The sequence below is a fragment of the Laspinema palackyanum D2c genome (assembly GCF_025370875.1).
Lineage (GTDB): Bacteria > Cyanobacteriota > Cyanobacteriia > Cyanobacteriales > Laspinemataceae > Laspinema > Laspinema palackyanum.
In genome coordinates this window covers 1-13,664 of the sequence record NZ_JAMXFD010000054.1, presented here as the reverse complement: position 1 = coordinate 13,664, position 13,664 = coordinate 1, and the positions used below count along the sequence as shown (strand labels likewise).

General features: G+C 49.0%; 10 protein-coding genes. 4 read left to right on the top strand and 6 right to left on the bottom strand.

Annotated elements, in window-relative coordinates:
* Positions 1–266 precede the first annotated feature (266 nt).
* From NG795_RS27950 to NG795_RS27925, 6 genes are all read right to left on the bottom strand, one after another.
* Positions 267–950, bottom strand: a complete 684-nt coding sequence (locus tag NG795_RS27950; protein ID WP_367291870.1) for a M48 family metallopeptidase — start codon at positions 948–950, stop codon at positions 267–269.
* A 2-nt stretch (positions 951–952) separates the two neighbouring features.
* Entirely contained in the window at positions 953–4,084 is a 3,132-nt protein-coding gene (locus NG795_RS27945; protein WP_367291869.1) for a type I restriction endonuclease subunit R, read from the bottom strand.
* A gap of 99 nt (positions 4,085–4,183) precedes the next feature.
* The gene (locus NG795_RS27940; protein ID WP_367291868.1) at positions 4,184–5,833 is read right to left on the bottom strand and encodes an ATP-binding protein; all 1,650 of its coding nucleotides are present in this window, start codon (positions 5,831–5,833) and stop codon (positions 4,184–4,186) included.
* A complete protein-coding gene (locus tag NG795_RS27935) occupies positions 5,830–7,083 on the bottom strand; it encodes a restriction endonuclease subunit S (RefSeq protein WP_367291867.1) in 1,254 nt (417 codons plus the stop codon). Before NG795_RS27935 ends, NG795_RS27940 begins: the two co-directional genes overlap by 4 nt.
* A complete protein-coding gene (locus NG795_RS27930) occupies positions 7,083–9,761 on the bottom strand; it encodes an N-6 DNA methylase (protein WP_367291866.1) in 2,679 nt (892 codons plus the stop codon). The genes NG795_RS27935 and NG795_RS27930 overlap by 1 nt, the downstream gene beginning before the upstream one ends.
* Positions 9,762–9,884: 123 nt before the next feature.
* Entirely contained in the window at positions 9,885–10,109 is a 225-nt protein-coding gene (locus NG795_RS27925) for a hypothetical protein (RefSeq protein ID WP_367291865.1), read from the bottom strand.
* A gap of 41 nt (positions 10,110–10,150) precedes the next feature.
* Here NG795_RS27925 and NG795_RS27920 point away from each other — a divergent pair, with 41 nt between their 5' ends.
* The 4 genes from NG795_RS27920 (at position 10,151) to NG795_RS27905 (ending at position 13,298) form a co-directional block, all read left to right on the top strand.
* Positions 10,151–10,414 carry a helix-turn-helix domain-containing protein gene (locus NG795_RS27920; protein ID WP_367291864.1) on the top strand — a complete coding sequence of 88 codons (264 nt, stop codon included), beginning with the start codon at positions 10,151–10,153 and terminating at the stop codon, positions 10,412–10,414.
* 154 nt (positions 10,415–10,568) lie between these two features.
* A complete protein-coding gene (locus NG795_RS27915) occupies positions 10,569–10,793 on the top strand; it encodes a helix-turn-helix domain-containing protein (RefSeq protein ID WP_367291863.1) in 225 nt (74 codons plus the stop codon).
* Between the two features lie 288 nt (positions 10,794–11,081).
* Entirely contained in the window at positions 11,082–11,381 is a 300-nt protein-coding gene (locus NG795_RS27910; protein WP_367291862.1) for a helix-turn-helix domain-containing protein, read from the top strand.
* Positions 11,382–11,468: 87 nt separating this feature from the next.
* Positions 11,469–13,298 (top strand): hypothetical protein, encoded by a 1,830-nt coding sequence (locus NG795_RS27905; RefSeq protein WP_367291861.1) that lies wholly within the window; start codon positions 11,469–11,471, stop codon positions 13,296–13,298.
* The last annotated feature ends 366 nt before the right edge of the window (positions 13,299–13,664 follow it).

Sequence of the window (13,664 nt, the reverse complement as noted above, 5' to 3'; positions counted from 1 at the left end):
ACCTCTTTTTCTTATACTACAAATGGCCCAAACCGACAAGGGGTAAGCCTTTTGGCCTTCTTGTCACCCCTTCAGCCATAGTTCCCCTAGATTTTTTATAAAATCGCTGAAACCCCTTATGGGCAAAGGTTTTAAACAAATAAAAAGTCAGCAATTAAACCTGCGGAATATAGGTTGATAGCGATCGCGTGCAAATTCTTTCAAAAGCAAAAAGAACCCCCTTCTTGTGTGGAGCGATGGGTGATGTCGTCAGTAATAGCTTCGCTCTACAGCGTAGCGTCTAGCAGAGAACCATTTACCTTAAGCCAGTTCCTTGCTTTTTCCATGTGGGGAGTTTGGGAGCGAATAATACCCCAAAAGCGGGGCGTGTGGTTGGGTTCCAAAAAATGGGTTAACTCGTGAATGACCACATAGTTGATGACAAACATGGGAGCTTTGACGAGACGCCAGTTGAAGGTGACGTTATTCTTTGGAGTACAAGACCCCCATCGGTATTTGCTATCAGTAATTTTCGCCTGGTTATAGGAAGCTCCAAGACATTCGGCATAATGGCGAACCCGAGGCAGAATGACCAACTTTGCCTGTTCGATATACCATTCTCGGAATATCTCCCCCCGTCGTTTGGACTGATTTTTGGGAACTAGAAAGCAGTTGTTGACCAGTGAAATATGATCCACTGTATCAACTACCTCCAACCGATAATTTTGTCCTAAATAAAGTAAAGACTCTCCGTTGACCAGTTCCTTGCCGGGAGGATGAAGCGGGGGGCGGTATTTCTGGGTGTGGCGGGTTTTTTCATAGAGCCATTGCTTGCGGGACTCGACGATCGCCTGAATTTTCTCCAAACCTGTTCCGGTCGGTGCTTTGACAATAATCGAACGATCGCGCTCAACGGTAATCGTTAATTTCTTGCGTTTTGGAGAGAAAACAACCTCATAGTCAAACTGCATGATCATTCAGCGTACAAAATTCGATGGTTGTTTTTTTCTGCCAGTTCCATGACTTTGGCAATGATCCGCTTTCTGTTTTGGAACAGATCGGGAATATTCCGAAACTCCTGTAACAGCAGAACTTTTTGGATTTCCGCTTCCAGTTTCTTCCGGGCCGGGGTGTTCTCCCAAAAGCCGGTAAGCTGAAGTTCTTGTTCAACAACGGCGCAAACCTGTTGAGTAAGGGCGACAGACTGAGCGATTCTATCATCATCTAGCTCGGTTTCCCCAAAACACTCCCGTTTTAACATCCGAAAGAAGGGCATCTGCTTTTTCTTGTGCAGCCCATAGGTGGGTTCGTTTTCTGCCTCTTTCAGGCGGTGACGTAGTTTTTCTAGTTCTTCGTAGATTTTCTCCCAGTTGTCCTTAAACTGCTCCAATATCTCCGCCAGGACTGCGGCAAATGAAGCTTGCAGTTCCGGATCGTCGTCCAGGTCGATCTCGATGTGATCTCGCAAAGCGTGTTCGATCGCGGCGGCTTTGTTCTTGGTGCGTCGGTGGGTGGTGACGACTTCACTCTCGAACTTGTCATCCAAAATCGAGATCGGTTTAACTTTTTGAGAGATCCCTCTCGATTCTAGGTGGGCGTCGGTGATTTGGCGGAGTTTTTCCGGGATGCCCTTCATACTCAGACGGGTGTCTCGGAAGTGGCGGCTTGCCAAAACGTTGATTTCAGCGAGGGCCTTGTAGTTGGTTTGATAATTGAGGGCTTCTTTGGCGGGATAAACCAAGTTGAGGCTGCGGGTCAGTTGCTTGAACGCCTGAATGTACTTGAACCGGATTTCTTCGTCGTAGAACACATCATAGAACGCATCGTAATCGCTTAAATCGTTTAGTCCGTAGCTCTCCAGCAAATCCCTGACTGCCCGATAGTCGGTTTCGAGTTGGCGGATCTCCTCCTCGGGGAAACTGAGGGTTTCTTCGATTTCTCGCTGTTCCCGATCGTCGTAGCTGTCGATCGCCCGTTTGAGATAGTGTCCAATGCCCACATAGTCAACAACAAAGCCCTTTTCTTTCCCTTCCCCGGCGACGCGGTTGACCCGAGCGATCGCCTGCAACAGGTTATGAGACTGGACTACCTTGTCAAGATACAGCACTTGCTCCATCGGGGCGTCGAACCCTGTCAGCAGCATATTATTGACGATGATGATCCCGATATCCCCCGTCGTGCCTTCTTCTTCGGCATCAAAGGGGAGTTTGAAATTTTTGATGATGTTTGTGTGGGTGGAGGAGTTGGTGTAGGGCTTAAAGTCGGGTTTGTCGTTGCCACCCTCAGAAATGACCACATTGGTTTTCAGTCGCTTCAGTCGCTCTAGGTTGATGTTGTGGGGGTTGGAAATTTCCAGTTGGCGGATCTCCTCCAAAAGTGCCGCGTCTAGGTGTTGTTTGTAGCGAACAGCCGCTTCGCGGGAGGTGGCAACAACCTGAGCCTTATAACCGTTGGGGAAAATCTGCCGGACATAGTGGGCAACCATGTCTCTAGCTTTGGCGGCGATAATCGGGTGGGCTTCGAGATAGGCATCACGAGAGCCGTAACCCAGGATTTTCAGGCGTTCTGACAGGGTGTAGTCGCTGAAAACATCCTCAAAATCCGCATCCATCGCGGCGCGATCGCCAACTTCGGCATTTTGGGTGCGCCCCTCGTAGACAATCTGAAGGGTGACTTTATCCTCGATGGATTCCCTCATGGTGTATTTGTCGATGTAGTCCCCGAACACTTTTTCAGTTTTGTCGATGGGAGTTCCGGTGTAGCCGATGCGGGTGGCGTTAGGCAGGGCGCGATCTAGGTTTGCCGCCAAAAGGGAATATTGGGAGCGGTGCGCCTCGTCGATCATGATTAGGATGTTGGTGCTGGAGTTAAGCTCGGGAAAGGTTTCCTCCAGATCTCGCTCTTGGAATTTGTGGATCATCCCCAGGACTAGGTTTGAGGAGTCGGTGCGGAGGAGTTCCTTCAGTTGAGCGATGCTGTTGGCGGCGTTGACGGTGAAACCCGCGCCCGTCCCGGTGTCCGAAAGCTGATTTTCGAGGTTGGTGCGATCGGTGATAAAGACAACTTTCCATTGGGAAAGGTTGGGGTGGCGATACATGGCCCTGACCATGAACATCATGGTTAGGGATTTGCCGGAGCCTTGGGTATGCCAAATAATACCACTTCGCTCCCTCGGGGTTCTGCCGTTGAGCAGGCGTTGGACGGCTTTTTTAACAGCCCGAAATTGTTGGTAACGACCGACGATTTTGAGGGTTTCGCCTTTGTCGTTGACCGAGAACAGGGTGAAGTTGTGGATAATTTCTAGGAGGTTGGCGGGGTCGCACATTCCAGCAACTAGGCGCTGTTGGTCGTTGGGGGAACTGCTGCCATGATCTAAATCTTCTAGGGTGCGGGGGTAGGGGTCAGCCCAGCGATAAAAGTATTTTTCGGTGCGGGTGGTGATGGTGCCGAATTTGGCTTGATTGCGACAGGTGGCGATGATGAACTGGTTGAAATAGAACAGTTCGGGGTTGCCCTCGCCTTTGTTCCCGCGCTGTTCGCTGTAGCGCATCATCTGGTCGATCGCCTCGGGGATGGGTTCCTGGGTTTTGGGGGATTTGCACTCAATGACGACGACGGGCAAACCGTTGAGGAACAGGACAATATCGGGAATGATGTGATTTTCGGTGCCGAGAATGCGGACTTTGAACTGACAGACGGCGATGTAGCGGTTGTTTGCGGGGCGCTCAAAGTCGATAATTGTGACGTTGGGGCTAGTTTCCCCAGTTTGGCGATTTTCCGAGACGCTGGGCTTTTGTTGCAGCAGGTTGAAACTGTGGCGGTTATTTTCTAGGAGGTTATTACTGGAAAAGCTGGCGGTGAGTTGTTTGATAACGTCTTCGGTTTGGTCGTCTTCCAGCCAGGGGTTGATGGTTTGGAGTTGCGATCGCAATACCGGAATCAGAACGACTTGGCGGAAGGTTTCCCGGTAACTGTCGGAGGGTTTTTGTCCTCTCTCTAGGTCTAAGATTTCCCACCCCAACCCGGCAAGTTGGTCGAGCAAAGGTTTCTCAACATGGTTGCGTTCGTCAATTTTAAGAGCTTTGGGAGTTTTGTCGGGTTTCATAATCTGGGTGTTGACTGCTGTTTTAGACAAATCGCCAAGAATTGGATAACAAAATCCGTTTACATCCGTTTATATCCGTTTACATCCGTTTACATCCGTTTATCTGATGCGATAAAGGGCATTGCGTCCTTTACCTTCTAGGACAATGGCCCCCTTATCCTTAAGTCGCTTGAGCAACATTTTGGCCTGCCCTTCTGATAAACGACACAGATCCATCACTTCAGATCTCCTGATTTGACCATGCTGCTCTACATAACTGATCACCATTTGCTCATGTTGGAGGGCTGAAAATGCCGCTTGACGAGTATATTCGGCTTGATTTCCGGTGGCTTGATAAACAGTGGGGGTAAAGGTATAGGTCCGGTTGTTTGTGCCGTGGGCTTGGATCAGACCGAGTTCATTGAGAACTTCGAGGGTTTTGCGAGCTTGAGACGGAGTGCGGTGGATGGCTGTGGCTAGTTGCGCGGCACTGAGTCGCTTGGCTTCGCGGAGTGTGGCTAGGGCAATCAGGCTATCAATGGGGAGAGATTTGCCTTGGCGGTTTTCTTCTTCAACAACAAGGCGGAGAAATTTCAAGTCGGCGTCAGCGGTGGCGAGGTGGAGGATAACGCTGGTGTTACTGGTATCGCTGTAATCGGGGGCGGGTCGTCCAAACCGCAGGAGTCCCCGATAGATGCTATCGATGCCGCGTCCCGATCGCTCTACGATGCCGATCCGTTTCATGGCATCCGCTAGGCAGAGATTACGGGGGCGAGGTTCGGTTGTGAGCAAATTGGCGAGGGTGACTCCTTCGACCAAACCGCCTGGGTTACTCACGCTCAGAGCTTCGTCTTCCAGGCGGACATGGACGGCCCCGAGTTGGTGATAGTCGCGATGGATGAGGGCGTTGGCGATCGCTTCCCGAAATGCGCTCATATCCACTTTAGGAATAGGGACGCGAAACAGCCCGATTTGAATTTCTTGTTCGGGGTTGTAGGGGCGAAAGTTGGTTTCGAGCCAGTCGAGGGCTTTGAGGAGGGGAAAACGTCGAAATTCGTTAAATCGCACGGCTTCCTGTGCCAAGACTTGAAAGGCGAATTCATGGGTCGGAACTAACTCCCGAAGGGCGGTTTCTCGACCGATGAGAAGCAGTCCGGTGAGGGTGGGGATGCGACTGCCATCGGGTTGGCGGCGGGTGAAGCCCAAGGCTCCATCCAGTGCTTCGTCGTCGAGTTCAAGTAAAGGGCGATCGCCTCCGTAGCTTTGGATGCACTGACGCAACCGATCGCGTTCTAAGGGGTCAAAGTCTTGTAGGGTACTCTCGGCAACGGGTTGGGCGGATACATCGGTCAGACCGAAGCGACTGGCGCGACTAATGCGCTCATGGGGCAAGATAGGAACACATTCGGGGGTTCCGTCGGGTTTGAGGCGACGACGTAAATACACGCCGTTGCTGGTGGCAATTTCTCCTCTGGCTTGGGGGATTTGAATGCGGGCGACGGTGATGCTCTCTAGGGTAACGGTTTCGACTTGGACAGAGAGAGAGGGGGCGGTTCGCGCTGCTACAAGACCCACTAAATAGTTGACTTGTTGACGGTCGGAGTTTAGTCCGGTAGGCGTTCCGTCGTCTTCTACACCTAGCCACAATTCCCCGCCTTCGGTGTTGGCAAGGCAGGTAATGGCTTCGATTAAATCCCGATCTGACAGTTTTTTTCGGTCGCTTTTAAATTCGACGGTGAGGCTTTCCTGGGCGGGAATTGGGGGAGTCATGGGTCTGTCCCTCCACTGTTTTCGAGTAATGGGGTGACGCGGACTTTTCCCGTTAGGAGGTCTTGCATGAGTCCGGTTTTTAATATGAGAAGCTTCTTGAGATTCGCATGGTCAGATTCATTTTTATACTGTATTTGTTTCGCTGTTTCTGAAATTCTTCCTTGCTCCAATTCATCGGGCAATACAATTTGATAAGCCGCTAATTCAGATCTGTTGATTTTTGGAAAGCCACTACGATCTGATACCGACTCCGCATATCCCGAAAATTTTTCACCAAGAATAACGGAAAGTAGAAAATCTGATCTAATCCCGCTTCTGGGACTTAAGGCATACATATCCGCACTACATAAACCTCGGAAGTCTACAAGAATTGCTTTTCTCAGATACGGTCGAATTTTTGAATAAATAACATCCCCGGGCTTAAATTCATATTTTCCACTTATCGCACTTTGCTCTAGGGCTGTTTGAAGACTTATAAGCCGACCCGTCTTTGATTCAATATGATCTGGGGCTATTAAAATCCAATCTCGATAAGGGTTTTGCTTTGGATCTCGTTGTCCTTCAGAAATAGAAGCACAGTCAAAGAATGATTTAACCTCCCACTCCACAGGAATACGACCGATCGCACTATCCTTAAACTCGTGGGTTTCTTCGCTGCGAATATTGCCGTTTTCGTCGATACCTTTAGTCAGCAAGTCCTGCATCAGTCCGGTTTTGATGCGCTGCTGTTTAGCGATGAGGGCTTCGGTTTGGGCGATGGCGCGATCGACTGTAGAGAGAACTTCAGCAATTTTTTCCTGTTCTTCTTTAGGTGGTTTCGGCAGAACCATATTAGAGATCATGGATAGCCGAACTGAATCTACAGAACCTTTGGCAGAAAATTGCTGAACTCTTTGTATAAAATTTTGACTAAAGTAAAGAAAAAAATAATATCCATCTATGTCATCTATAAAAGAGTGAATGCAATAAACACGCTGATGAAAATTGAATTTCCCAATATAGTAGTGAAATACTTTGCCGACCCCAACACCATCCCCGGCTGTCAAAACTGCTTGACCATCAAATGAGAATGACGATATTCGTTCTACTGTCTGCGAACGAACAAAAAACGGATAGATTCCGGAATCATCTCGATCTTGAGTATCTTTATCACCAGTGACAATACTTGCAATTTGACCGATAGTTGTAAAACTCCAATCCTCTGGAATGAGTCCAACTGGTGATTCTTTAAATTTACTGGTGATCATCATTACACTAAATACCCCAACTTACTTAAATACTCATTTAACCTGTTCAGCGTCTCCTCCCGTTCCGCTTCCAACTCCTGACTCGATACCGCATACTTATCCCAAAATTTCTCAACCAAAGCAATCAGCGATCGCTTCTCCACATTCAAATAGCGAGTTAACTGCTCCTTCACCCAGTCGTAAAGTTTCCTCAAAATCAACATCTTCGCTTCTTCCTGGGTCAGTTGTCCGCCGATATCCGTCATCAAGTTATCGACCTGCTTGAGTCGTTTTTCCAGGGCTGTTTTATCCTTGAGTAGAGCCGTGATTTTTTTCTTGTCCTCTTTGTTGTCGGGGTCGAGCTCAATAAGCTGCTCGTTAACCTGCACAATGGATTGCTCGGTTTCCAGTTTGAACTCGCGATCGCCAACTCGCTTCAACCGCAGCTTTTGGTCAAACTTCGTTTTTTCCTCTTTCAGCTTCGATTTTAGGGTTTTGACGCGCTTTTCTAACGTGACAATGCCATCGTATTCGGCTTTATAGCGCTCATGTTCCCGCTTGGCCGATGCTCCCAATGACCCTTTTAAATCATCCATCAACCCCTTCAATTCCTTCTTAATCGAAGCCACCGTTACCGTTTCATCCTCGTCCGGTTCGTAATTCGCCACCTCCTGGGCTGACTCCACCGCCTCGCTTAACTCTCCCTGGGCTGCACTAATTTGGCTTTCCAAATCCTCGATCGCCTTAATTTCCCCCCGGAAAAACTCGTCAATCAAATAATCGTCAGGAATCAGGGAATGATGCCAACCCGTGTTAATAATCGTTTTCAGGTCGTAGCGGATTTGTTGCCACCAGTTGACAAACACCCCGGCAGACTTAAACTCATCCAAGACCCCCAACGGGATTAACTGCTGTTTCAGCCCCGTCAGCAACTCCCGCCGCACCTCCGGCATTTTCTTCCCCTCTCCCAACTGGGCAAAGTCATCCCTCGCCACCTGCCACCAGCTTTCTAAAATTTGGTAATGTTGACCGAGGGTATCCTGCAAACGGTCGTCCGCCTCCAATGTCGTTTTAATCGCCGACTTTTGCGCGATCGCCTCTTGAAATGCCAGATATCCCGGACGCAATGGCTCGAACAGCCTATCAGGATCGACTCCGAAGCGATCGAACTCCCCCGCCTGGGCTATAACTTCTGCCTGGGGAATACCGCCCATCAGGTGGGCTGTGACATCCTCCGGTTCCGGTTCCGGCGTGTTATCGACATAGCGGCGAATATTGAGGTTGTAGTCGTGCTCTTCCGCGATTTCCTGCTTGCTCACCAACCGGCTGTATTTGGGATACTCCAACTTCTGGGTGAACACATAATCGATTTTCTCAATATCTTCCGGGCGTAGCTTGTTCTGTGCCTTGCCTTCGGCATATTCGCGATCGGCGTTGATAAACAGAATTTGGCCTTGCAGTTCGTCCGGCTTGCTCTTGTTCACCACCAACACGCAGGCGGGGATGCCTGTCCCGTAAAACAGTCCCGAAGGCAAACTGATAATCGCCTCGATTACATCCCTTTCAATCATGTCCTCGCGGATTAGCTTCTCTTTCCCGCCCCGAAACAGAACCCCGTGAGGCATGATGGTCGCCATCCGTCCCGTGGTCTTCAGACTGGCGATCATGTGCTGCACAAACATCAAATCGGCCTTTTTTCCCGTCTCCGGGCAGAATTCCCAAAACCGATTTCTAAATTCCAGATTGGCGCGGCTGTAGTTCTGGGAAAAGGGGGGATTTGCCAAAACGCGATCGAACTTGCGGAGTTGTCCGTTCTCCACAATCTGCGGGTTTTCTAGGGTATCGCCGTTTTCAATCGTGAAATTGGTGATGTTGTGCAGGATTAGGTTCATGTTGCAGATAGACCAGACGGTGCCGTTGGAATCCTGTCCGTAGAGCGCCAGGTCCTTCGGGTCTTGTCCTTGTTCTTCCACATACTGATAGGACTGGATGAGAAAGCCCCCAGAGCCTACTGTCGGGTCATAAATGGTATTCCCCACCTCCGGTTTGACCAGTTGCACCAACAACCGCACCACTTCCGCAGGGGTGTAAAATTCTCCGCCCTTCTTCCCGGCGCTATCCGCGAAAAACTTGATCAGGTACTCGTAAGCCGCCCCCAGCAGGTCGGGGAACTCAAAATTCTCATTCACCAGAACAAACCCAGGTTGGTTGAAATGGTCGATTAAGTCCTTCCATTTCTGGTCGGGAATTTTCGTCTTTCCCTTGATCGCATTGAAGTTGATATTATTTTTGAGCACCCCCGCTAGGGCATCGTTAGCATCTTCCACCGCAGCGAGGGCTTTGTTGAGCATATCCCCGATATTCTGCTTGAGGTGCTTGATTGCCGGGACTTGTACCCAGTTACCGTCCTTATCCTCATCCAGCCAAGGCTCATGCCAACGGGCGCGGCGCGGCACAAAAAAAGTGGCTCCGTAGGATAGGGGGTCTTCGAGCAATTCCGCCACCTTTTCCTCGTCCAGGTCGGCATAGTCGCGCTTGATTTCTTTCCGTTTGCAGTCGAACTCGTCCGACAACCGCTTCAAGAACAGCATCCCGAAAATGAATTCTTTGAATTCGGAGGCGTCCATCTTGCCCCGTAAGATATCAGCGGCTCTGAACAGAAAGCCTTCAAGCTGGGAAAGAGTAATCTTTTCGTACTGCAAGGTATCGCCTTTTCTAAAACTGGGTAGTTGCTCCTGTTTTATTAAAACTCAAAATCCCTCCCTTCTCGATTTATAGCCGCAAAACTCTAAATTTCCCCAAAACGGGCCGTGCATAAAAGGGGCCTACCCTACTGAGGCACGAGACTTTGCTATTGTGCCGATTCGGGAATGCGATCGCATCACAGTCAGCCCAAACCGTTTCTGAGTAAAAACCCACAGCAACGATGGCGGCAACTGACAAACTCCGCGATCGCCCTGGGCATTGAGGGCCGTCGTTGACTCCATCTCAACTCCTGTAGATGAGGGTCCCATTGCCTCCTGCCAACGGTAATAAATTGTCGATACCATTCAACTCTTTAGAAGGCTAGGATACTTGAATGCTAAACAAAATGATTTTGCCAACGGAGCAAATGGACATTCAAAAGCCTGAAATTATCTGCCATCTTGACAAGTTGATGCAGCAACGGGGACTCACCCAACAACAGTTAAGCGAGGACACCGGAATTGCTCCGGCAGGTATCCGCGCTTATCAGTACAACACCTTCCGTCGGATAGATCGGGAAACACTTTCAACCATCGCCGGATACTTTCAATTAAAGTCTTTCGATGATTTATTCTCAATGGTTTACAAAGAGCCTCCAAAAAATCCTTGACGAAAGATTAGCATGGTAGTATGCTAGTCTATTATGTAAAGTGATGACCGGCGCGATCGCATTCCAAAGCAAAACCCCTTAGTGGGATGGGTCTAATCTACTATCCTAGATAGTTAGATAGCTAAAATCCAAGACCATCCAAAAGGACTAACCAGTGGGAAGAGAAATCAAATGCAACCTAGACCAATTTATGGCCAGCAAAGGACTCACCCAACTTGACTTAAAAAGAGAAACCGGCTTGAGTCCCATCACAGTTCGGGCCTTGCAGAATAACCGCTTTAGTCGAATCGACAAGGCCAGCTTAGAAAAACTGCTGGATTTCTTTGAGGTTGACTCCCTCGACCAATTCTTTACAATTCTTCACAACGAAGATGTGTAAATAAGTACACATCTAGTTTAAGCTACAAAAAAGAGCGGTACTACCCGCCCTAAACAACATAAATACTGCATCAACCCTATCATGAAGAGCCTACAAGCATCTACAGCTAAACCGTTTTTTAGCTCGATTCCGCTAAACCTCCGTTTAGATTACGACTACAGTAATTTGGGTTCCCAGGAACTCCAAACGATAGCCTAGGAGAGGTTAAAACAGTTTTTCAGCCGTTCATTGGATCCGGAGAGATTAGTCGATTAAAATACTATCCGTCACCTAAAAGGCGGATTGTTCATGGATAATTCCAACAAACGACAACCACCCCCACTCCCAGATGAACGCCCTGCCGTACTTAAGTTTGGTTCAGAGATTGAAATCGTCTGCAATTTAGACGCCATCATGCAATCCCGGGGAATCAGTCAAATGGCCCTAAGCCAGGAAACCGGACTCTCTGCCAGCGTGATTCGTTCTTATCAACGCAATTCAGCCCGACGCTGGGATGCAGGAACGATTCAGGCATTGATTGCATACTTTCATCTCTCCAGTCTAGACGAACTGTTTACAATTCGTTATAAAAAAGGGGTGACAGAATAAACTATAGTTTACTATAGTTTAACCAGAGCGACAAAAAAGAGCGGTACCACCCGCCCTAGCCATAAATATTTCTAAGGTCATCATACCATGAATAGCCTGCAAGCATCTACAGCTCAACCCTGTTTTAGCTCAATTCCGCTAAACCTGCGTTTAGAGTACGACTACAGTAATTTGGGTTCACAGGAACTCCAAACGATAGCCCTGGAGACCTTACAACAATTTTTCGGATTTGTTCACCACACTTTTGTTAGGGGCCTAGAGATTGGGCGCAGTTTCCGGCAAATCCTCCAAGAACTTTGCGAAGAGAATGGTTCGACCGAAGGGGCTCAACTGTTTGACGAGTGGCTAGAATCCTCCGACTTCGGGGGTTCGACTTGGATGGCCCGGTCGCTCATCCAGATTTCAGAATGGTTTGACGGCCAACGTCAGCGCATCCAGAAGCTCATCCTCAACTCGGTCCAATCCTGGTCCATCAGCGCTGTCAAAGAACTCACCAAAATCAGCGATGAGCACCTGCTCGTAAAATTGCTCAAATCGGGCAAACAAACTGTTGCCAGCATCCGCCAGACCCGGAAAACGATTACGTTAGGGCAGCCTGCCACCCTTTCCGACTGGCGCTTAATTTCCTACGCCTCTTGTGAAATGGATGAGGAAAGTTTAGCGACCCTGCAAGCGGAGGCGTTGCGCCTAGCTCAAATGTCCCAACCTAACGCTGCCGAGCCGGTGGTCCTCACCGACCATTTAATTGAGGCGGTCCAAACCTTGACCGATTGGAACATTTCCAAACTAATCAAACCCCAACATAAACGCAAAACTAACCCGGCGATTAGCGCCTTCCTTGCCAACTGTGGGGACCCGGATGAAGTAGTCCCGGAAGCGCAACTCCAATGGATAGAACGCGGGTTGGGTTTGGATGCCAAGGCTTCCCAAGAATTTCGGGCTTGCGTCCAGAATTTAGCCCAAACGGAGGCGGGAAAATCCTCTCATGTCTTACCCAAGCACCACCACATCCAACAAGCCCTAGTCCAACAAAAACTCGCCCCAGCCGTCCCCAAACCTTCGGACCGAATGGCGGAACTGGAACGCCAAGTCCGGGACCTGTCGGCGCAACTTAAAGAAGCGGACAAAGCCACGGCCCTGATTCATGGATTGCAAGCGCAGCGCGATCGCCTCGAACAAGAGAATCTGAAATTGCAGGCATTGATTCAGGAAAATGCCCAGAAAGATTTAGAGATTCACCTACTCCAACAACAATTGGCTGAAGTCGAAGCCACCCGGTCTGATGCAGTCCTAGACCAGTTAAGACAGCAGAATCAACAACTGCTAAGTCAACTTGACCAAACCCAGCAACGTTACGACGCTCTAACTTCAGAGATGGCGGCATCCAAACAAAATATGAAGTACAGCGATAATTCAACTTTGGTCGCCAAAGTCATGGCCTTAGAAGCCGAATTAGCCGAACAAACACAAAACTCCCAACAACCAACCACCCCCGCACAAAATCCCCAGGTTGAAACTTATAAATCGCTCCTGGCGCAAATGGCTCATCCCATCCCCGCTTCTCCCGTCAACGAAGGCGATCGGGTCTTGGTCGTCAAACCGCAGCATCCAGCAACCGGGGAATTTGTCACCGTAACAACTGAACCCGATTCCGTAAATTTTGTGAACATTCAAACCGATGCCGGTGCCACCTGGCATATCTGCGCGGAAGATTTGCGTTTGGAGGGTATGTTGGGCGATAGGGGCCTAGATTCTATTTCCGAAACTTTTGCCGCTGCTGCCTCGAAACAGTGCCTTCCCGGTTGGACAGAAAAGGGGTATCGCAGCCCTTATGGGTTGTTCTATCGCGGTTGGGCTGCGATCGCCCAGTTTGCTGAGTCGGTCTTGCAATCGGAGTCAGCGGTGTTCATGGGGTAGCTCACAATAGAGTTGGGCCGAATCAGGAACGAGTGGGGAGTTTAGGCTCCAATCGGATGGCCTATTTTGGTCTAATCTTGATGAGTTCATTGGTTCTAGCAACGGGGTCCCTCTTCGCTTTTTCTTGAGTCTTTTCATGTGGGCAATCTGCAATCTTTTATTTATTAAGAATAAAGACAAGCAAAAAATTGTTAATATGAAATATATTATAGGCAGTATCTAAGATTAGTTTGGATTGTTAAAGCAATCCGAACCATAAAGTAATTGCCTAGAACCATCAGGTTTATATCTTACGGTTCGCTCATTTTTGACCCTACTCCCTGAGATAGGAAACCATAAGTGAAGGCTCACCACAAGTGGCAGGGG